The 19,982-nt window shown below is 60.2% G+C and carries 18 protein-coding genes; 6 read left to right on the top strand and 12 right to left on the bottom strand.

What is annotated here, in order from left to right:
* The first annotated feature begins 22 nt into the window (after positions 1 to 22).
* Entirely contained in the window at positions 23 to 928 is a 906-nt protein-coding gene (locus IPK09_16075) for a LysR family transcriptional regulator (protein ID MBK7985115.1), read from the top strand.
* A gap of 61 nt (positions 929 to 989) precedes the next feature.
* Here the strand turns inward: IPK09_16075 and IPK09_16080 are convergent, their stop codons facing one another.
* Entirely contained in the window at positions 990 to 1,889 is a 900-nt protein-coding gene (locus IPK09_16080; protein MBK7985116.1) for a LysR family transcriptional regulator, read from the bottom strand.
* A 109-nt stretch (positions 1,890 to 1,998) separates the two neighbouring features.
* On the opposite strand from IPK09_16080, the gene IPK09_16085 reads away from it, so the two are divergent.
* Positions 1,999 to 2,217, top strand: coding sequence for a DUF1127 domain-containing protein (locus IPK09_16085; GenBank protein MBK7985117.1), 219 nt, complete (start codon positions 1,999 to 2,001; stop codon positions 2,215 to 2,217).
* A gap of 19 nt (positions 2,218 to 2,236) precedes the next feature.
* Here IPK09_16085 and IPK09_16090 read toward each other — a convergent pair whose 3' ends face one another.
* The 3 genes from IPK09_16090 to IPK09_16100 all read right to left on the bottom strand — a co-directional run bounded on the left by IPK09_16090 (position 2,237) and on the right by IPK09_16100 (position 6,826).
* Positions 2,237 to 5,842 (bottom strand): EAL domain-containing protein, encoded by a 3,606-nt coding sequence (locus IPK09_16090; GenBank protein ID MBK7985118.1) that lies wholly within the window; start codon positions 5,840 to 5,842, stop codon positions 2,237 to 2,239.
* The gene (locus IPK09_16095; protein MBK7985119.1) at positions 5,839 to 6,120 is read right to left on the bottom strand and encodes a hypothetical protein; all 282 of its coding nucleotides are present in this window, start codon (positions 6,118 to 6,120) and stop codon (positions 5,839 to 5,841) included. Before IPK09_16095 ends, IPK09_16090 begins: the two co-directional genes overlap by 4 nt.
* 391 nt (positions 6,121 to 6,511) lie before the next feature.
* Complete coding sequence (locus tag IPK09_16100; GenBank protein ID MBK7985120.1) at positions 6,512 to 6,826, bottom strand: septal ring lytic transglycosylase RlpA family protein; 315 nt, start codon at positions 6,824 to 6,826, stop codon at positions 6,512 to 6,514.
* A 483-nt stretch (positions 6,827 to 7,309) separates the two neighbouring features.
* Here IPK09_16100 and crcB point away from each other — a divergent pair, with 483 nt between their 5' ends.
* Together crcB and IPK09_16110 are read left to right on the top strand one after the other, a co-directional pair.
* Positions 7,310 to 7,705, top strand: a complete 396-nt coding sequence (crcB, locus tag IPK09_16105; protein MBK7985121.1) for a fluoride efflux transporter CrcB — start codon at positions 7,310 to 7,312, stop codon at positions 7,703 to 7,705.
* Positions 7,702 to 8,022 carry a DUF190 domain-containing protein gene (locus IPK09_16110; GenBank protein ID MBK7985122.1) on the top strand — a complete coding sequence of 107 codons (321 nt, stop codon included), beginning with the start codon at positions 7,702 to 7,704 and terminating at the stop codon, positions 8,020 to 8,022. Before crcB ends, IPK09_16110 begins: the two co-directional genes overlap by 4 nt.
* Before the next feature lie 41 nt (positions 8,023 to 8,063).
* Here IPK09_16110 and IPK09_16115 read toward each other — a convergent pair whose 3' ends face one another.
* Together IPK09_16115 and IPK09_16120 are read right to left on the bottom strand one after the other, a co-directional pair.
* A complete protein-coding gene (locus IPK09_16115) occupies positions 8,064 to 9,926 on the bottom strand; it encodes a DUF4105 domain-containing protein (GenBank protein ID MBK7985123.1) in 1,863 nt (620 codons plus the stop codon).
* A 62-nt stretch (positions 9,927 to 9,988) separates the two neighbouring features.
* Positions 9,989 to 10,396: a DUF3015 family protein gene (locus tag IPK09_16120; GenBank protein MBK7985124.1), complete on the bottom strand. Its 408-nt coding sequence runs from the start codon at positions 10,394 to 10,396 to the stop codon at positions 9,989 to 9,991.
* A gap of 177 nt (positions 10,397 to 10,573) precedes the next feature.
* Between IPK09_16120 and IPK09_16125 the strand changes: the two genes are divergently transcribed.
* Positions 10,574 to 11,722, top strand: coding sequence for a radical SAM protein (locus IPK09_16125; GenBank protein ID MBK7985125.1), 1,149 nt, complete (start codon positions 10,574 to 10,576; stop codon positions 11,720 to 11,722).
* A 177-nt stretch (positions 11,723 to 11,899) separates the two neighbouring features.
* Here IPK09_16125 and scpB read toward each other — a convergent pair whose 3' ends face one another.
* Entirely contained in the window at positions 11,900 to 12,679 is a 780-nt protein-coding gene (gene scpB, locus IPK09_16130; GenBank protein ID MBK7985126.1) for a methylmalonyl-CoA decarboxylase, read from the bottom strand.
* Between the two features lie 190 nt (positions 12,680 to 12,869).
* Here scpB and IPK09_16135 point away from each other — a divergent pair, with 190 nt between their 5' ends.
* Positions 12,870 to 15,143, top strand: a complete 2,274-nt coding sequence (locus IPK09_16135) for a hypothetical protein (protein ID MBK7985127.1) — start codon at positions 12,870 to 12,872, stop codon at positions 15,141 to 15,143.
* Positions 15,144 to 15,225: 82 nt separating this feature from the next.
* On the opposite strand, the gene IPK09_16140 is transcribed toward IPK09_16135, so the two are convergent.
* The 5 genes from IPK09_16140 to ygiD form a co-directional block, all read right to left on the bottom strand.
* Positions 15,226 to 15,948 carry a superoxide dismutase gene (locus tag IPK09_16140; GenBank protein MBK7985128.1) on the bottom strand — a complete coding sequence of 241 codons (723 nt, stop codon included), beginning with the start codon at positions 15,946 to 15,948 and terminating at the stop codon, positions 15,226 to 15,228.
* Between the two features lie 134 nt (positions 15,949 to 16,082).
* Positions 16,083 to 17,225 carry a glycerate kinase gene (locus tag IPK09_16145; GenBank protein ID MBK7985129.1) on the bottom strand — a complete coding sequence of 381 codons (1,143 nt, stop codon included), beginning with the start codon at positions 17,223 to 17,225 and terminating at the stop codon, positions 16,083 to 16,085.
* Positions 17,226 to 17,436: 211 nt separating this feature from the next.
* Positions 17,437 to 18,474, bottom strand: a complete 1,038-nt coding sequence (gene moaA / locus IPK09_16150) for a GTP 3',8-cyclase MoaA (GenBank protein MBK7985130.1) — start codon at positions 18,472 to 18,474, stop codon at positions 17,437 to 17,439.
* Positions 18,475 to 18,540: 66 nt separating this feature from the next.
* On the bottom strand, positions 18,541 to 19,092 hold the full coding sequence (locus IPK09_16155; protein MBK7985131.1) for an NAD(P)H-dependent oxidoreductase: 552 nt from the start codon (positions 19,090 to 19,092) through the stop codon (positions 18,541 to 18,543).
* Positions 19,093 to 19,122: 30 nt separating this feature from the next.
* Complete coding sequence (gene ygiD / locus IPK09_16160; GenBank protein MBK7985132.1) at positions 19,123 to 19,929, bottom strand: 4,5-DOPA dioxygenase extradiol; 807 nt, start codon at positions 19,927 to 19,929, stop codon at positions 19,123 to 19,125.
* Positions 19,930 to 19,982 lie beyond the last annotated feature (53 nt).

The raw sequence follows: 19,982 nt of genomic DNA on the forward strand, positions 1-19,982 counted from the left end.
GAGGGGAATTCAGAGGAGGGTCATGCGGGATTTAAACGACCTCTATTACTACGTGCAGGTCGTCGATCACGGTGGCTTCGCGCCGGCGGGTCGTGCGCTCGGTATTCCGAAATCCAAGCTGAGCCGTCGCATTGCGTTGTTGGAAGAACGGCTCGGCGTGCGGCTGATCCAGCGCACGACCCGACGGTTTGTCGTGACCGAAATCGGCCAGACTTATTACGAGCACTGCAAGGCGATGCTGGTGGAAGCGGAGGCCGCCGAGGAAGCCATCGCGGTCACGCACTCGGAACCCTGCGGCAGCGTGCGCCTGACCTGCCCGGTGGCGCTGCTGCACGCGCATGTGAGCGCGATGCTGGCCGATTTTCTGGCCGCTCACCCGCGCGTCACCTTGTATCTGGAGGCGACCAACCGCCGGGTTGATCCGATCGGTGAGGGCATCGATCTGGCGTTGCGGGTGCGTCCGCCGCCGCTGGAAGACAGCGAGCTGGTATCGCGGGCGCTAGCTGATCGCGGCCAGTCTCTGGTCGCCAGCCCGGCGCTTTTGGCGCCTCAGGGTAGCCCGCGCTTCCCGGCCGACCTGGCGCGGTGGCCGAGCCTGGCGCTGGGTGGCCCCCAGCAAAATTATCAGTGGACGCTGTTCGGGCCAGAGGGAGCGCAAGCTGTTCTCTATCACACGCCGCGCCTCGTGACCGGCGATATGATCGCCTTGCGCGCCGCCGCCTTGGCCGGCGTCGGCGTGGTGCAGTTGCCGACGATGATGGTGCGCGCCGAACTGACCGCGGGGACGCTGATCCGACTCTTGCCGGACTGGATGCCCCGTCGGGAAATCATCCATGCGGTGTATCCCTCGCGGCGCGGCTTGCTGCCAGCGGTGCGCGCCCTGATCGACGATCTGGCCCGACGTTTCAAGGCACTGGACGAGGATTGAGCGGATTGGCGCTTCCAAAGGAGCGGTGAGAGAGCGGATCGCCGGCCGGCGGATGCGACCCTCAAGCAACCAGCCGCTCGCGATCCCTGAGGGATACCAGCGGCGGCGCATCGACGCCGAAGCCTTCGCGGATGTAGCCGGCCAGACACTCCGCCACCGCCGAAACACCGTGACCGCGATGCAGGGTGATACTCGCCGACGGCAGCACCGGAAAACCTTCATCGATTCCGAGCGGCCGCACGCCGGCCGGCAGCACGCTACGGCAGAGCACCGTGACCGCCAAGCCGGCGGTGACCGCCGCCAACACCCCGCTGATACTGGCGCTGGTATAGGCGATCCGATACGGTCGCCCCTGCCCGTCCAGCGCGGTGAGCGCCCAGTCACGAAAACAGCAGCCGGGCTGAAACAACGCCAACGGCAATGGCTCGCATTCATGCGCCAGATGGCGTTCGGCGCTGGCCCACACCACCGGCTCGCGGCGCAGCACCTCGCCGGTTTCCGCGCCGGGCGTACAGGTGATCAACGCCAAATCCAGCCGTTCTTCCGTCAACAGCCGTCGCACGTTCGTACTGGGTTCGCAATGGACCTCCAACTGCACACGCGGGAAAGCGCGGGCAAAGCGGGTCAGAATGTCCGGTAGAAAGCGGTCGACATAATCATCCGGGGTGCCGATGCGCACCAAACCCGTCAAATCCGGCCGTGTCAATGCGGCCAGCGCTTCGTCGTGCAGTTTCAACAAGCGGCGCGCGTACCCCAACAAGGCTTCGCCGTCCGGTGAGAGCTGCACGCCGCGCCCGACGCGCTGGAACAGCGCTCGGTTCAATATCTCCTCCAGACGGCGCACCTGCATCGACACCGCCGACTGGGTGCGATGCACCTGCTTGGCGGCCTGGGTGAAACCGCCGGCATCCACAATGGCCACGAAGGTTCGCAACAAATCAGGATCGAGTGGGGCGGACATAACAGCCTCCTATCCATCATTAATAATGATCGATTATATAAAATTTATTCGTTTGTTGAATCGATCAGCCGCCAGCATACTGCCCGCAAATGCTGTCGGAGGGTCAATCATGTTCCTTGATACTGTATTCCGCTGGGAATTTTTCTCACACCCGCGCGCTGGTCTCCGCCCGCGCTTGCGGGTTGCGCTGAACCAAGTGCGTGCCTGGCATGAAACCTATCGCCAGCGTCGAACCTTGCTCGGTTTTGATGATGCGATGTTGAAAGATATTGGGATCAGTCGCGTCGATGCGCTTCAGGAAGGGGAAAAGCCGTTTTGGCGTCCTTGAAGAACGCGGCCGCTCTGGTTCACCCGCTGGCCGGTCGCACGCCGGGCGGTCCTTCACCAATCGGTTGGGGCCGCACGGTGTCGCAGCCGAACCAGCCGACGAAACGTTCGGCCGGCACGGGCGGACCGAACAGATAGCCCTGCGCCAGATCGCAGCCCTGCTCCAGCAGGATGCGCCGCTGCTGTTCGGTTTCGACGCCCTCGGCGACCACGGTCAATCCCAGGCTGTGCCCGAGGTTGACGATGGTGGCGGCAAGAATCAGATCGTCGGGATCGGTAACCAGGTCGCGCACGAAGCTTTGATCGATTTTCAGCGCCGTGATCGGCAGGCGCTTGAGATAACCGAGGCTGGAATAACCGGTGCCAAAATCGTCGATGGCCAAACCGATCTCCAATTGCTGGAGCGCCAGCAGCGTTTCAGCCGTGCGCGTGCCGGCATCGAGCAGCGTCGATTCGGTCAGTTCCAGTTCCAGCGCTTGCGGCGGCAGGCCATACACCGCCAGCAGATTCTGGATGCGCCCGACACACTCCAGATCGCGGAAATGACGGGCGGCCAGATTGACCGCGACGGTCAGCGGTGGGAAACCCGCTTCCCGCCACGCGGCAAGCTGCCGGCAGACGGCTTCCAGCATCCAGTCCCCCAAAGCCACGATCAGGCCGCTGGCTTCCGCCACCGGAATGAAAAATCCCGGTGAAATCAAACCTCGCTCGGGGTGCAACCAGCGCACCAGCGCTTCGGCCCCGGCCAGCCGGCCGTCGCTCAGATAAACCTTGGGCTGGAAATAGGCCACCAACTGCCCGCTTTCGATAGCCTTGCGCAATTCCGATTCCAGCACCAGGCGTTCGAACGCGGCGACGTTCATCTCGCGGGCGTAGGAAACCTGAGTGTTGCGCCCTTCTTGCTTGGCCCGGTACAGCGCGGTATCGGCGTTTTTCAGCAGATCGTCGAAAGTGGTGCCGTCATGCGGGTAGAGCGCGGCGCCTACTGACACCGTCACCCGCAAGCTGTGGCCGGCGACCGTGAACGGCTCGCGAAAGGCCGCCAACATCTTATCGGCCACCCTCGGGGCTCCATCCCGACCCGCATCGGGCAGGAGCAACACGAATTCATCGCCTCCCAAGCGGCAAACGGTATCCGAGTTGCGAAGCAGGCTTTTGAGCCGCGCCGCGACCTGCACCAACAGGGTGTCGCCTTCGGCGTGGCCGAGCGAATCGTTCACTTCCTTGAAGCGATCCAGATCGAGAAACAGCAGCGCCAGTTCCTCGTCGCGCCGCGCCGCCAGCGCCAGCGCCAGTTCCGCTCGCTGGGCCAGCAGCGTCCGGTTGGGCAGATCGGTCAGCGCATCGTAGTAAGCCAGATGCTCGATGCGCTGCTCGGCTTGCTTCTGTTCGGTGATGTCGGTAGCGATACTTACGTAATAGGTCAGTTCGCCGGCCGCGTTCCACACCTGATTGATGGTGGCCAGCGCCAGATAGAGCTCGCCGTCCTTGCGCCGGTTCCAGAGTTCGCCTTGCCAAATGCCTTCATCAGCGACGGTCCGCCACATGGTGGCGTAATCGGTTTCGGATTGCCGCTCGGATTTGAGCAGATGCGGGCTTCGACCCAGCACCTCGGCTTCCGCATAGCCGCTCAATGTGGTAAACGCCGGATTGACGGCGACAATATTATTCTCGGCATCGGTCACCACGATCGATTCCCGAACCGTTTCGAACACCGCCGTCGCCAGCCGCTGCCGCTCCTCCGCCCGCCGCTGTTCCGTGATGTCGCGAAATTCCGTCACTCGAACCGAACGGCCTTGATAGACGCTGTTCTTGCTGCGAATCTCCAGCGGATAGACGGAACCATCCTCGCGCAGCCCTTCGGCTTCGTAGGCTTTGATGGCGTCATCGAGAAGATATTGCTTGACCAGCTCCCGCCATTCGGGGGCGAACAGCAACAAGCAGCTCATGCCGGCCAGCCGCTCCACCGGCGACCCGATCATGTCGGCCAGACTCTGATTGCACTCCAAAATGAGTCCGCGCTCGTGAATGACCATCCCGCTGGAGGCGGCTTCGTGCAACGCGCGGAACCGTTCCTCGCTTTCGCGCAATGCTTCTTCCGCACGTTTGCGCTGGCTGATGTCGCGGCAGGCGGCGTACAAAATCCGCCGACCATGCCAGGGAATCGGCGTTAGTTGCACTTCTACCCAAAACTCCGCGCCACTGAAATGGCGATGCAGCCATTCGAAGCGCTGGTCGCCTTCTTGAAAAGCCGCCGCGCCTAACGCCCGCGCCTTTTCGGCGGACAAGCGACCATCCGGCTGGCGGTCTGGCGACAGATCGGCCGGCTGGCAGGCGACGACCTGCTCGCGGCGGGTGGCGCCAAACATGACGAGCACCCGCTCGTTGCAATCGATGAAGCATCCGTTATCGAGCAGCAGCGCGCCATCGCCCCCTTTTTCAAAGATCAAGCGAAACAACTGTTCGCTCTCTCGCAATTCGGCCGTACGCTCCGCCACCAATTGTTCCGCGCGGCGGCGTTGGGATGCCACGGTGAACAGATAAAGCGCGACCAGAAAGGTGAGGAGCGTTCCGACCGCGGGTACCCAGCGATACGAGCGGTCGGTATTGTCGGCCCTGAACACCGCGGTCGGGCGCGCCTCGATTCGCCAGACCCGGTTGGCCATCGCGAAATCCTGACGGTATAGCAACGGGGGATGGCCCACCGCCGGTTCGGCGTCTGGTTGGGATGGGCTCCAGATATAAAGCGGTTGCCGTTCGAGCGGGGCGGAAAGATCGCTCACGCTCATCACCAGCCCAGCGGACAGGTGGTTGGCAAAGACGTTCGCGATGACATCGGACATTCGGAAGACTCCCAAGACGAAGCCTTTCAAACGCTGCCGGCGTTCCTCCACGCTGGGCGGAGTTTCTCCGCCGTGATACACCGGCGCGAACGCCAACACTGAAAATCGCCGGTCGGATTCCTGAACTAAAACGTAGCGCTCGGTGAGGGTGAGTTGACCGCTGTCCCACGCCTGCAACAGTGCCGCTCCTCGGGATGGATGAAGAGAATCAGGGCTGTATCCTAAAGCTGCTTCATTGCTGGTATAAGGCTCCAGGTAGTAAACCGGAAAATACTCATCGCGCTCGCTGGCTGGAACCAGTCGCCCTTCCGAATCCCGTTCCGTGAATTGAAATCCCGCCAAACCGTCCTGGCGGGCGGCGGCTTCAAAGCCGGCGCGCTGCTCCCGCGCCACCCGAGGAATCCACTCCAACGCCTGGAACTGGTGATATTGAAAGATCGGCGCGACGAACTGGTGAAACGTGGCGCGAGTGACATCGCCGGAGATGTTGTAAAAACGCCGCACGGCGTCAAGTTCGCGCAGACTTCCTTTAAATTCCGCTACGATGGCTTGAGATCGCTCGACGGCCATCGAGTGAAAGCGCCGCTCCAACGCATCCCGGCTCCTTTGACGAAACTCCAGAAAAACCCCACCGGTCAGAGTCAGACCGATCAAGACAGTCAAGGCGGCGGCGCCCCAGGCCGCCGCGTTCGCGGGTGCTTTGACGGCATGGGCGGCCCGGCCGAACACCCAGACTCCGCCGAGCAACAGCGCGAGTACAGCCAGCCCGAACGTTCCCATCAACGCCAGTCGCCGAGGTTGGCGCGGACGAACGCTGGATCGCGGTCGCCGGTAAAAGCCTGAGCACCGCTCCATTCCGCCCAGTCGCCCAGTTCGTGGCCCAACTGTGGTAACTCGCTCCGAACCGCCGCGCTCGCGCCAGTCCTGCCCTCAATGGCTTGGTCTTCCTGCCACTTCCGGAACGAACGCCGAACAATCCAGACAGCCAAAGCTACTACCGATAGCCAAAACGCCACAAATTCGGCCACGGCCGCCAATGCAGCTTTGAAACTGGAGTTCATGAATGGTCTTGGCGCGGCGCCGTCATGAGACCGTTATCCCAATGAGGGTTGTTCTGCGGGTCTTGGCGTTTGCGACCGGGCGCAAGCGCTTTTCATGGCATCCATTCTCACCAAGCATTTCAATTCGGGAGGAGGAAATCGCAAACGGGTACTTGGTGGTGGCGATCTGGCCGCATCGCTGGGAGCAAGAACCCTCTGAAGATTATTTTGAACCGGCCGCAAGCCACCCTATGAGATAGGCTACTTCACCTTTGCGCAATTTCCCTAGAACAGACGCCTTCGGTTTCCCACCGCCAGGATCTCGCGGCCCCGGCGGTTTCGATCCGAAAGCGATGCTCGCTGGTCCTCACCGGTCGCCAGATCGGTCAGAGGTCAGGTCTCGACTGACAGTCTATCTCGATGCGGCCTGAATCCTGACGCGACTGATACCGCTTTCGGTCATGCCCAACCTTTTCGCGGCCGCGCGGGAGACGTCGATCACGCAGCCTCCTACATGAGGCCCGCGGTCGTTGATGGTCACTCGCACGGCTTTGTTGTTATCGAGGTTGGTGACCAAGGCCCTAGTGCCAAACGGCAGTTCCGGATGGGCGGCGGTGAGTTTGTTCTGGTTAAAAATCTGGCCGCTGGCGGTCACTCTACCGTGCAACCGCGGCCCGTACCAACAGGCCTTGCCGGTTTGATCGTAGGCGCCCGCGTACAGCGGCATACCGCCGATCAGCGCGGCGAACCCCAGCGTCAGGACTCGGGAAAAACGAGCGGGCCGCCGGCCCGAAACCAGAAGACTGATACGGCGTACATTCATGATTCCATCTCCAATGATTTTTTAGTGCAATGGCCCTGTTGGAAAATCAGGCGCTCATCTGGCGTCACTCTAATGGAAAATCCAGAAAATTCCATCCCGAGGCGCCCTGAAAGAACAAAGGGCGGCCATGATTCGAAAGTATTCCGCGCGGCTTCGGCCGGCGCCCGCTGCCGCCGGCCGGTCTCGGTTGCCGCCGCTCGGCTTTTAAGGTACTTTTGGAAATCAATGGAAACAAGAGGATGGCGCGCGTCCTGCAATTGCTATACGGCAGATGAAACAGCTTAGCCTTGCTCGCAACCAGGACGTGAAAGCCCGCTCCAGAACGTTCGACCTTCCACTCGCGGCCGCATCCCAAGCCGCGTAACTGGCAATGACGCACGGGATAACATGGGTTTTTACGCCTTTATTGCCATCGGCATCGGCGCCGCTTCAGGCGCTTGGTTGCGCTGGGGATTGGGTATTTTGCTCAATCCCGTATTCCCGACCCTGCCCTTTGGAACGCTGGCTGCAAACCTGCTGGGCGGGTTCTTGATGGGAATGGCCATGCAATTTCTGCTCGAACACGCCCTGCTCGCGCCCGAAATTCGCTTGTTCATCACCACCGGCTTTCTGGGTGGGCTTACCACCTTCTCCACCTTTTCGGCCGAAACCGTAACTTTGCTGCTGCGTGAGGAATACGCCTGGACCTCCGTTATCGTCCTGGCGCATGTGATCGGCTCGGTGAGTATGACGTTGCTGGGCATAGCGGTCATGAAATGGCTCGTTGCATCGGGAGCGCCATGAACGGGACTTATCTGAAATTTTACGTCCACGAACATCGCCGGCACCACGGCATTCTGCTGTATGAATGGTTGCTGGAACGCGCCAAAAAGCTGGGCATCCACGGCGGGTCGGCGTTTCGCGCCATCGCCGGCTTTGGCCGGCACGGCGTGCTACACGAAGATCATTTTTTCGAGTTGGCGGGCAATCTGCCCGTCGAGGTCGTGTTTGCCGTTAGCGATCAAGAGGCCGAGCAACTGCTGGAAGTGATCGAGAAGGAAAAAGTGCGCGTCTTTTACCTCAAGATGCCGGTCGAATACGGGGTGATCGGGGGTGAATAGCGGGATCGAAACTCACGCTCTCCCCACAGTCGGGACACGCTTCAAAAATAGACCTGTAATCCGATTCCGAACTCGTGTAATCCTTCCAGATAGCGCCAATCCATTTTAAGTGACAAATTCTTATCCAGCGCCAAATTCTGTCGTAGTTCTGTCCGCAGCGCCGTACCGAGTTCTCCCAGCCGGTAATCCCGCCACGTCGCGCCCGCCAGCAGCTTCCAGCGAGGCGCCGGTTGCAGCAGCATACCGGCTCGCGCGCCCCAACCGGCGCGATAGCCCCCGGCGAAACCGTCGCCGTATTCGAACGCTAATTCCGGCAACGCAAACCACACCGCCCGCCAGGGCCAGCGAGTTTCCGCCGCCATCCCTAAACCGCCGCTCAGTTCGAACGCGGCGCAATCGCGGCAGCCCGATTGGGGATTTGGCTCCCAGCCGGCGTGAAGCCGCCAGGAGGGTCGCGGCGTCAAGGCATTAGCCGGCGGCAGCGAGGTGATATCGAGCAGCGTCAACCGATCCAGCGCCAGCCGGCCGCTGTGCTGATCATGGCGGACAGCGAGGCTTAACGCTTCGATCTGCGCGTCAGGGGTGTAGCCGGTATCGGGCTCCAGCAGACCGTGATAGCCGGCTCGCGCGTTGAATTCCACAAAGCCCCTTCCCGCTCGTTGGCCGCCGCCAAAGCCGATCCGTCGCGAGGCGTGACCGGTTTCCGGGCGGGTGGCATAAGGTTCGATCTTAACCGGCGGAGTTGCCACCGCAAGCTGGTTGCGGGCCACCAACAAGCGGTGTGCGATCCCGTCCGGCGCTGGCTCGCGTCCTGGCCCGCTGTTGCCGGATCGGCGGTGTTGGCGTTCGTCCAGCGCCAGTTCCAACAACAGCGCCCGCCGCTGCCGGGTAAGCCGCTGAAATTGGGGCGCGCCGATGATTGCCGGATCGTTTCGCAACCGCCGCGCCAACCGGCGTTCATCGGCGGTCAAGGTTTCATAGCGGCGGTTGATCGCGGTGCCGCGCGCCGGTCGAGCCGTCGCCTCCTCCAGCAATCCTGGTTGCTGGGCCAGCAAGCGGATCGTGTCCGCCGGCAGAGTCCAGGTCCCAAAGCGGTCGCTGAACCGCCAATTCGGATTAGCCGCCTCCAACAAGATCAGTAACTGCCACGCACAATTTTCCCGGAAAAAGTAGTATTCGAACTCAATGCCGCGCAGTTCCCAAGCGTGTTCGAGCAGTCGCCGCCGTTGCGGCTCGTCGAGGTTCAAACGATATTCCCAGATATCACGGCTTTCCAGATCGCTGTAGGTGCGGACCAGCTGGTAATAAGGCCGAACGTCGAACTTGCCGATAAAACGGCCACTAATACCATCCAGCGCATAACTCCAAACGCTGCTGTGGGAATCGTCGGCCGCATAGTTGATGGCGTAGGCCAACAGCCGGGTTCGCTCGGTCTGGCCGCGCCGGTCCAGCCGCAGGAAGGTATGACCGAACAGCGAGGCGGGGTTGTTGAGATAGGCCGAAGCGAACACCAGGGTCACTGCTTCCGCGTCCAACTCGCGAAACCACTGCCGAAAACGCCCGCAATCCTGGGGTAACAGGCGACGGTCGTCGATGTTCAGTTCCGCCTTCAGCCATCGGTAACGGGCGATAAAGGCGCACTGGGCCGGTTGAGGGTCGCCGCCGACCGGATCGGTTTTGAAAAAAGCGCGCAGCGTCGCGGCGAGTTCGGCGCGCGGTTCGGTTTTTCCGGTCGGCGCCAGAAAGAAGCGCGGATCATCCACATCGCTGAGCACGCCTTCCTCGCCGACGGCGGACCGATAATGGAGCAGCGTTTGCCACTCCCGCCGTTCCGCTAGCCCGACGGTTTCGGCGCGATCCAACAAGTCGGCCAGATAAGTCGTTTCGGCCCGTCCGTCGGTCACCCACAACCCACACCCGATCAGCAGCCCGCCCAGCAGACAAACCGGCCAGGCGATGGCGTGCCTCAGTTCAGCGTCACCCGCTGACCGACTCGTGGATTGGCCCGCATCTCCTGCTCTAGCGCCGCCAACATTTCAGCGGCGCTGGTACGGTCGCTGGGAAACAACACCCTGAATTTCTCCCGCGCCAGGGTGAAGAAAGCCGGCTGGCGGTTCGGCTCGATGGCAAGCAATACGGCCAGCGAACTGAGATATTCACCCTCGCCCGCCGCCATGTCGTTGCGCAGTTGTTCCAGATTGATCTTGGCGAATTCGGTGGCTTGTTGCTGGCGATTCATGGACGCCGTGCTGGAGCCACCGCTGGAACCGCTGGTCGCGCCGCTGGCGCCGGAACTGGGATCGGAAACGATGGTGCAGGAACAAACGGCAAACCCCAGTGCTGCGGTTAAGGCGGCATTAAGCAAGCATTTCATAAATTTTCCTCCTGGTACTGTCGGAAATTTTCGCAACGGCGCGATGCCTTGGACAGGGGCGCACTCACCGTTACCGGTCTGAATCGGTTCACGATGGCGGATTCAGCTAAGTTTAAAGGGAATTGTCGCGCCCGGCAGCGCTCGCCGACCTATTTTCAGCCCTGAGGAGACCGCCGCGTGAAAAGCCATATCTCGCTGATCCTGCTATCCACCCTCCAATGCAACGCTGATTGCGAATACTGCTTCGAGACTAAGACCACCGACCGGTTGACGCTCGACCGTCTGGGTGAAATGATCCGCAAGATATTGGATTACATGGTGGAAAAATCGCTCGCCACACTGACTATCTACTGGCAGGGCGGCGAAGCGATGCTGTTGCCGCCGAGTTGGTACGAGCAGGCCAACGCGCTGATCCAGCGTGAGGCCGAGGCGCGCGGCAAGCACGTTCTCCACGGCCTGCAAAGCAACATGCTCTCCTACAGCTCTCGCTGGAACAAGGTGATCGCCGAAATGTTCGGCAACAGCGTCGGCACCTCGTTGGACTACCCCAACCTGCACCGCAAGCTGCTCGGGCAAGGACCGGACACCTATAACGACATTTGGGCGCGGCGGGTGCGCGAGGCGCGGGCGGCCGGCATTGAGGTACAGGTCATCGCCGTTCCAAACCAAGCGACCCTGGAGATCGGCGCGGAACGATTTTACCGTCATTTCGTGGATGAGCTGGGCATCACCGATTTCCAGGTCAACACGCCGTTTCCGGGCGGCGAAGCGACGGCCGCCAAGAAAGAATTACCGGTGGCGGAAGTGGAAAAACTCAGCCGCTTTTACACCGAACTGGCCGATGTTTGGCTGGAGCGCGGCTATCGCCAGGGCGTGCGGGTCGGGCCGCTGGATTCCCTGTTGCAACATTTCAGCCACCAGCCAACGACGCTGCCTTGCATTTGGGGCGATAACTGCGTCAATTCCATGGTCTCAATCGACGCGCGCGGCTACGTGGCGCAATGTGACTGCTGGGTTACCAGCTATCCTGATTACCACTACGGCAATATCTTTGAATGCGACAGCTTCGGCGAACTATTGAAGAACAGTCCGGCACGCCAGAAGTTTAACGAGCGCCCCATCCAGCTCATCCAGCGCGATTGCCTGAGTTGCGACTACCTGTCGCTGTGTCATGGCGGCTGCCCGGTGCGGACCTACACCGTCCACGGCACCCTGTTCGAGAAAGATCCTTATTGCGGCCTGTACAAGGCGATGTTCGGCCGCATGGCGCGCGCGGCGCGCGAACTGGCCCGAGAAGCATCCACCGCGCGCGGCGTAGCCGCTTGAACAGGGTTATACCACCCGATTTATTCCGCGTGGCCTAGCGGCGGCACTCGCAGCGCGGTCCGTTTGACGGGTCTCCGCCGCTAATTATTCCACGTGGCATATCCACCTCAAAAAAGACGGTCCCACGGACTCCAACCCACCTTTTGCACGGACCCCGCAAACAGCGCGCGACCGCGCTTATTCCCCCTTGAACTGGGGCTTGCGCTTCTCTAGGAACGCTTTCAAACCTTCCTGATAATCGTGACTATCGTAAACGATACGACGCAGCCCCTGAATCCGTTCGAACAATTCAGGAGTAATCGAGCGCGCGCTGGACAGCAACCGCAATTCCTCTTTCATCACGGAAATGCTCAGCGGGGCATTGGCGACGATATGAGTCGCTAATGCATAGATGAAACTCTCGATTTCCTCGGCCGGCTTAATGTAGTTGATCATACCCAGATTCAAGGCTTGAGCCGCCGGGATCGGCTGGGCCGTGAACAGCATCTCTTTTGCCACCGGCAACGGGATCATATTCATCACCGTCAGCAAACCGCCTAGGTTATAAGGGACGCCGAGTTTGGCCGGCGTGATTGCGAAAGTCGCGTCGGGCGTGGCGACCAGGATGTCGCAGGCCATGGCGACTTCGCAGCCACCACCCCACACACCGCCCTCGATAAGACCGAGAACGGGGGCCGGATATTCCTGAATGGCCCGAATGACCACCCGCAAGGAGTCGGCCCAACCCAGCGGATCGCGACCCCGGTTCGGCAATTCGCTGACATCGTGACCGGCGGACCACACTTTGGCGCCGGCCGGAGCGCGCAGCACCACGACGCGGATATTCTGTTCCTTGAAAGCCTCTAAGGTAATGGTGATTTCCTCGATCAGCGCATCGCTGAGCGCGTTACGCTTGGCGGCATGATTCATGGTGATGGTGCCGATGGCGTTCTCGGTTTCAGTGATGATCAGGGACACAATTGTTCTCCTCGGTAGCGCGCGCTATTCTCATGATTCACAGAGCTGCGGATATTCCACGTGGAATATTCTAGACCCGGTTCAGATGTCCGGTGCCCGCTCCTCTGCGGGGATCGCGTTTGCGGTGCGCCGGTTGCGGTAGTGACCGGTTCGTTTTCATCCTAACGCATATCTAGAGGTTAAATAAATCATGCTCAAACCCTTCAGGGAATCTTGGCGCTATGCGCCGTGGTTGGCTGTCCTGTTGATCGGACTGGCAGGCGCGTCCGCGGCCGCCGAAACGGCATTGGATCGCTACGTGGCCAAGCCCGATCCAAACTACGCCTATCACCAGTACAGCGCCAGCAATCGGGCGGGTTATAACGCTTACTTTCTCAATATGACTTCCCAGCAATGGCGTTCCACCGCCGAGGTGGACCGGCCCATCTGGCAGCATGAAATCATCGTCGTCATCCCCCAAGTGAGCCTGGACAGCACCGATACCGCAATCTTGCTGATCGACGGCGGTGACAACATCGGCGCACCCATCGACAGCGTGGATCAGAATATCGGCTTGGTGTCCATTGCGAGCGGCGCGGTCTTGGCGGTGGTGCGTCAAGTTCCTAACCAACCGCTGTATTTCACCGACGATCCCGGAAACGCCCGACAGGAAGACGCGATTCTCGGTTACAGTCTCGACAAGGCGCTGAATACCGGCGATGAGGAATGGGCGGTCCATCTGGCGATGACCAAAGCCGCCGTTCGCGCCATGGATACCGTGCAAGATTTCGCGGCGGGCAAGGGCAGGACGATCAAAAAATTCCTAGTGATGGGCGGTTCGAAGCGGGGTTGGACGACATGGTTGACCGCTGCGGTGGACAAGCGCGTCAAAGCCATCATCCCGGCCTCCATCGACATGCTGAATCTAGGCCAGCAATTCATACACCACTGGGAAGCTTACGGTTTCTTCGCTCCAGCGCTTAAAGACTACGTGGAATTCGATCTCCCGTGCCGGCTGCAAACACCGCGAGGACAAGCGCTGTTGCGGGTAGTCGATCCTTATGCTTACCGCGACCGGTATACGATGCCGAAGCTGATTTTAAACGCCACCGGCGACCAGTTCTTCGTCACCGATTCCTCGCGATTCTATTACGGCGACCTGCCTGGTCCCAAGTGGTTGCGCTATACGCCGAACACCGATCACAAACAAAACGAAGACACCATCATCAAAGCGCTGTCGTGGATCGATGGTATCTTGGACAACAAGACCAGCCCGCAAATCACTTGGACCAAAGAAGGTCAGGACACGCTGCGGGTAATCCCCACGAACCGGCCCAAGGAAGTGCGGTTATGGCAAGCCACCAACCTCAACACCCGCGATTTCCGACTGGAAAACGTGGGCCCGATCTGGACCAGTGAAGTGCTATCACCACAATCCGATGGCAGTTACGTCGGTAAGGTGCAGCAACCGGCCAGCGGTTGGAAAGGCTTCTTCATTGAGGTGACGTTCCCCACGGCCGGCGAAATCGAACCCGATCAAATCTATTCAACCGGCGTGCAGATTATCCCGGATATCTTGCCGTTCGCCGGTCAAGCTTGTGGCGGAACCCATAAATCTTATCTGGAAAGCCCGCAACAAAGTTCGTTCCAAAGCGGAATCGGCTTGATTCGCGGCTGGATTTGCCAGGCCAATAAAGTCGAGGTGCAAATCGATGGCGGGCCGCGCCAGCAAGTCGCATATCGCACCACTCGTAAAGATACCGAGTCAGTCTGCGGTGATGCCAACAACGGTTTCGGTTATACCTACAATTGGAACATCCTGGGCAACGGAACTCACACCTTGCGGATTTTCGCCGACAACCAGGAATTCGGTAACTCTTCTTTTACCGTAACCACTTTGGGCCAAGAATTTTTGCGCGGCGCCAGCGGTGAATACCCGCTACAGGATTTCCCGCAAGCCGGCAAGCGCGTCACCTTGCGCTGGTCGGAACCCCATCAGAACTTCGTGATCGTGGGCGCCACTCAAAATCTTTTCGCCAAAGCCGACGGAATCACTCCGCAGGCTTCTTCGCTGGCTTATCTGGAAAGCCCGCAACAAGGGTCGTTCGAGAGCGGCATCGGGCTGATCCGGGGTTGGATTTGCCAAGCTAACACCGTGGAGATCCAGATTGATGGCGGGGAACGGCAACGGATCGCTTACGGCACCACGCGCCCGGACACGGCGACGGTTTGCGGCGATGACAATAACGGTTTCGGTTACACCTTTAACTGGAACAGTCTCGGCAACGGCGTCCACAACCTGCGCGCTTTTGCCGACGGCGTCGAATTTGGCAACGCCAACTTCACTGTAACCACTCTGGGTATGGAATTCCTGCAAGGCGTTACCGGACAATACACCCTGCAAAACTTCCCACAAGCCGGTAAGAACGTCACGGTACAGTGGTCGGAACCCGACCAGAACTTCGTGATCGTCAAAGCCCAGTAATCACGCAATCGAACCTCGCGCTGACCCTCTCTCGCTGGTGAGAGAGGGTTTTTTGAGCGCCGGGCGGTTTGGAAACGGGAGATCAACCCGCCAGATTCTTCGCGGCAAATTCCCAGTTGAGGAGATTGTCGATGACGGCGGCAACGTAATCGGCTCGCCGGTTCTGGTAATCCAGATAATAAGCGTGCTCCCACACGTCGATGGTCAGCAGCGGTTTCTGATCGTGGGCGATGGGCGTGTCGGCATTGCCGGTTTTGGTCACCGCTAGCTTGTCACCATCTTTAATCAACCATGCCCAACCGCTGCCGAATTGGCCGGTCGCGGCCTTAGCAAATTCAGCCTTGAACTTGTCGTAACCGCCGAAGGATTTTTCGATCAATTCGGCCAATGCGCCCGCCGGTTTGCCGCCGCCTTTGGGTTGCAAGCTGTTCCAGTAGAAGGTGTGATTCCAGACTTGCGCGGCGTTGTTGAAGATGGCTGCCTGATCGGCTTTGCCGGCGCTGGCCTTGATCACGGCTTCCAGCGATTGCTCGGCGAACGGCGTGCCGGCAACCAGTTCGTTGAGTTTGGTGACGTAGCCTTGGTGATGCTTGCCGTAATGGAAACCGATGGTGTTGGCCGAGATGGCGGGACTCAGCGCATTGTCAGCATAAGGTAGGGGCGGTAGGGCAAACGGGCCAGCGGCGGCGGCGCGGGTCACGCGCGGCAACACCAGATCGCCGAAGGCTAGCGCGGCGGAACCCGCTAACACCGCAGACAAAAATTGGCGACGGTTTAAAGCATGGTCGAACAGGTTAACGGACATGGAATGGACTCCTCAGTGAGATGCGCCTTGCTCGAAAAATACGAGCGCGTCGGATCAACTTGAATACAGTGTAGACGATGCACCGTAGCCGTGAATTGCTCGCCACGACGGGAAAAACTTTTCTTTCGGAAAAATCACCGCGGCGAACGCATCGCCTGAATGATCCGGCACAAGCGCGCGGTGGCGGCTTCGATCAACGGTTCTCCCGCGCGCATAGCCTCCGCTAGAGTCATCGGCTGGTCGCAAATACTCAACAGTGCATCAATACCGTGAGTCAGCAGATCGTCAGCGCCATCGCCCAACGCACCGGAAAGGCAAAACACCGGCACTTTGAATTGTTTGGCGACTTTGGCGACGCCGACCGGCGCTTTGCCGAATGCGGTCTGAAAATCGGTGCGGCCCTCGCCGGTGATGACAAAGGACGCTTCTTTGACCACCTCAGCGAAATGCACGGCGTCCAACACGATGTCGACACCGGGCCGGAGCTGGGCGGTGGTGAAAAACAACATGGCCGCACCGAGGCCACCCGCCGCGCCCGCGCCCGGTTGTTCCGCCGCCTGCCGTCCGGTCGCCGCCGTCGCGAGAGCGGCGAAGTAGGCGAGGGCGGCGTCCAGCTCGGCGACCACCTCTGGCGTCGCGCCTTTTTGCGGCCCGAACACGGCGGACGCGCCGCGCGGCCCGCAGAGCGGATTGTCCACGTCGCAAGCGACGGTGATCTCGGTTTCCCGCAAGCGCGGATCGAGCCCATCCAAATGAATCCGTCTGAGACGCGCCAGCGCCGCGCCGCCGTAGGGCAGTTCCGCACCATCGTCGCCCGTAAAACGGATGCCCAATGCCTGCGCTAGCCCGACCCCGCCGTCGTTGGTAGCGCTGCCGCCGATGCCGAGAATGATTTTGCGTAGGCCCACATCAAGCGCGGCGCGCAGCAATTCGCCGGTGCCAAAGGTCGTAGTGATGCGAGGATTGCGTTGTTCGGTAGTCAATAGGGGAAGGCCGGAGGCAGCAGCCATTTCGACGACAGCGGTCTTGCCGTCACCGAGGATGCCCCACTGAGCGGTGACTGGGTCACCCAGCGGGCCGGTGACTTGGGTTTGACGAAGCTGGCCGTTGGTGGCGGTGATTAACGCCTCGACCGTGCCCTCACCGCCGTCGGCGATGGGAATTTTACAAACCTGGGCGGTTGGGAATACCTGCCGGATGCCGCGCTCCATCGCTTGGGCAACCGCGACAGCGGAAACACTACCTTTGTAGGAATCGGGGGCGACGACGACACGCAAGATCCGTCTCCATCTAGGCCAAAGCAGGCTATTAGCCTATTGATCCTATGCGGGATATTGACCCATGACAAGAGAATTCCCTAACTGGCGGATTTGATCGAGCGCCGCATCAAGCGTGGAGTCGGCGCTGCTTTGCGCGCTGGCGCAACAGTCACTGAACCGGCGCGGTGTGCCTCTTTAAGCGTTTGATGGTTGGCGGCCAGATATTGGCTCAGCCGCCGGTATGATTCATATGCCGCGGGATGACCGGTTGTCTGTCCAGTTGAAAATCGTGGCCGCGCGGCTTGAAGGTCATGGCATCGATGATAGCCTGTTTTAAGCGTTCCCGATTGCCGGGATAAGCGCGCAAAGTGTGTTTCAAATCGACCGAATGCTCCTGCCCCAAACAGAGCAGCAAGCGGCCTTCAGCGGATACCCGCACCCGATTGCAGTCGCCGCAAAAGTTGTGGCTGTGAGGTGAAATAAAGCCGATGCGACTGTGGGTATCGGGAATGCGGTAATACCGCGCCGGCCCGCCAGTGGTTTCCGTGGTTGGAATCAATTCAAAAACTTGCGCCAGATCGGCCCGGATGGCGTCGCTGGAATAATAGGCCTCGGCCCGGTCATGATCGCCGATCTCGCCCAACGGCATTTCTTCGATAAAGCTGATATCCAAACCGCTATCGAGCGCGAACCGCACTAGATCGACCACTTCATCGTGGTTGCGATGCTTTAGAATCACCGCGTTGAGCTTGATGCGCTGAAAGCCGGCGGCTTGCGCGGCTCGAATGCCTTGCAATACCGTCTCCAGCTCACCGCTGCGGGTGATGCGGCGAAACCGCGCTGGATCGAGGCTATCCAGACTGATGTTCAGCCGCGCCACCCCGGCGGCCTTGAGATCGGCGGCCAATCGCTCCAGTTGCGAGCCGTTAGTGGTCAGCACCAGCTCCGCCAGACCGCGCTCCCGCAACCGGCCTAGTTGCTGAAACAGCCACAGTACGTTGTGTCGGACCAGCGGCTCGCCGCCGGTGATACGGATTTTGCGCACGCCCAATTCCACGAACGCCTGACCCAGCACCGTCAGTTCTTCCAAGGTCAGAATTTGCGCGCGCGGCAGGAATTTCATCTGCTCGCTCATGCAGTAGACGCAGCGAAAATCGCAGCGATCCGTCACTGAAAACCGCACGTAGTCGATCCGACGGCCGAAGCCGTCGATCAAAGTGGGCGCGGAACCCGCGTTTTCAGTATCGTTTAGCGTGGAAAGAGTCACAGTTTGCTACAGTTTGCTGATGAGTAAGTGCGATCGCCAGCAACAGCTCTTCACTGATTTTACAACTTAACCGGCGTGCTTTTTGACCCAGGCAGCGTACTGATTCATCCAATCTTGCAGGAACTTGCGGCTGCCCTCGCCAATGTTGCCCGCCTCGTCAAATAGCCCGTCCTTGGCTTGGATAAACGCCTCCGGCTGGCCCAGTGTTGGCATGTTCAGATAAGCCAGGATAGTGCGCAAGTGCTGCTGCGCCAAGGCGGTGCCGATAGCGCCGACCGAAACGCCGACGACCCCCGCCGGCTTGCCGCTCCACGCGCTCTGGCCGTAGGGGCGCGAGGCGTGGTCGATGGCGTTTTTGAGCACGCCGGGGATCGAACGGTTGTACTCCGGGGTGACGAACAGCACGCCTTGCGCGGCGGTGATCTCGGCTTTCAGCCGTTTGACCGATTCGGCCGGATTGCCGTCATCGTCCTGATTGTAGAGCGGTAAATCGCTGATCTTAACCGTCTTGAACGAAAATTCCGCCGGCGCCAGCTTAACGAGGGCGTTGGCGAGCTTGGCGTTGAAGGAATCGCGGCGGAGGCTGCCGACGACAACGGCGATGGAATATTGAGCCATAATGATCTCCTAATGGGGATGGTTGGGGCGCTACTGCAAGATGAAAGAGCGCATCGACAGCGACGCCAGATCGAAGCCGACATTGAAAAATTCTAGCCGGTCTTTTTCAGCGGCCGCACCGAGCGGATAAAGCACCGGCAGGTAATGTTCGACCGTGGGATGCGAAAGCCGTGCGATCTCACCCAGTGCCTGATAATGAGCGGTGGCCCGAAAATCCCGTGCTTCCAATTTGGCGGTCAGATCGGCATCGAAGGCTTCGGCCCAGTCGTAAGGGGGTGCGCCCGGCCGCATGGCGCGCAGGTTATGGACGATGTTGCCGCTGCCCAGAATCATAATCCCCTTATCGCGCAACGGCTTGAGTTCGCGCGCCAGCTCGAAGTGCTCTACCGGTGACCGAGATAAATCGAGCGACAGCTGAAGCGTGGGAATATCCGCCGCCGGAAACAAGTGCATCAGAACCGACCAAGCGCCGTGATCCAACCCCCACTCGGTATCCACTTGTACCGGCACCGACCGCACCAGCCGGATCACCGCTTCCGCCGCCTCTGGCGCGCCAGGAGCGGGGTATTGCTGGGCGTACAACTCGGCCGGGAAGCCGCCGAAGTCGTGAATGGTTTTCGGTCGCTGGCCGACATGAACTCGCGTCGTTCCATGGGTCATCCAGTGCGCGGACACGCACAAAATGGCGCGCGGCCGGGGCAGCGACTGACCGATCTTGCGCCAAGTTTGGCTGAAACGGTTGTCCTCGATAGCATTCATCGGGGTGCCGTGGCCGACGAACAGCGCTGGCATTCGAGGCGTGGCGGGAAGGTTGGCGAAGGCGTCGGGACCGGACATTGAGGCGTTCCGTGACAGAGGGGTTTAGGTTCGCGGCTCTTTCAACCCTTTCG

Source organism: Candidatus Competibacteraceae bacterium, assembly GCA_016713505.1.
GTDB lineage: Bacteria > Pseudomonadota > Gammaproteobacteria > Competibacterales > Competibacteraceae > Competibacter_A.

Bases quoted from the DNA above. Each gene is read 5' to 3' on its own strand.
- IPK09_16075 (MBK7985115.1), top strand. From the start codon at position 23: ATGCGGGATTTAAACGACCTCTATTACTACGTGCAGGTCGTCGATCAC.
- IPK09_16080 (MBK7985116.1), bottom strand. From the start codon at position 1,889: ATGTCCGCCCCACTCGATCCTGATTTGTTGCGAACCTTCGTGGCCATT.
- IPK09_16085 (MBK7985117.1), top strand. From the start codon at position 1,999: ATGTTCCTTGATACTGTATTCCGCTGGGAATTTTTCTCACACCCGCGC.
- IPK09_16095 (MBK7985119.1), bottom strand. From the start codon at position 6,120: ATGAACTCCAGTTTCAAAGCTGCATTGGCGGCCGTGGCCGAATTTGTG.
- IPK09_16100 (MBK7985120.1), bottom strand. From the start codon at position 6,826: ATGCCGCTGTACGCGGGCGCCTACGATCAAACCGGCAAGGCCTGTTGG.
- crcB (MBK7985121.1), top strand. From the start codon at position 7,310: ATGGGTTTTTACGCCTTTATTGCCATCGGCATCGGCGCCGCTTCAGGC.
- IPK09_16110 (MBK7985122.1), top strand. From the start codon at position 7,702: ATGAACGGGACTTATCTGAAATTTTACGTCCACGAACATCGCCGGCAC.
- IPK09_16120 (MBK7985124.1), bottom strand. From the start codon at position 10,396: ATGAAATGCTTGCTTAATGCCGCCTTAACCGCAGCACTGGGGTTTGCC.
- IPK09_16135 (MBK7985127.1), top strand. From the start codon at position 12,870: ATGCTCAAACCCTTCAGGGAATCTTGGCGCTATGCGCCGTGGTTGGCT.
- IPK09_16140 (MBK7985128.1), bottom strand. From the start codon at position 15,948: ATGTCCGTTAACCTGTTCGACCATGCTTTAAACCGTCGCCAATTTTTG.
- IPK09_16155 (MBK7985131.1), bottom strand. From the start codon at position 19,092: ATGGCTCAATATTCCATCGCCGTTGTCGTCGGCAGCCTCCGCCGCGAT.
- ygiD (MBK7985132.1), bottom strand. From the start codon at position 19,929: ATGTCCGGTCCCGACGCCTTCGCCAACCTTCCCGCCACGCCTCGAATG.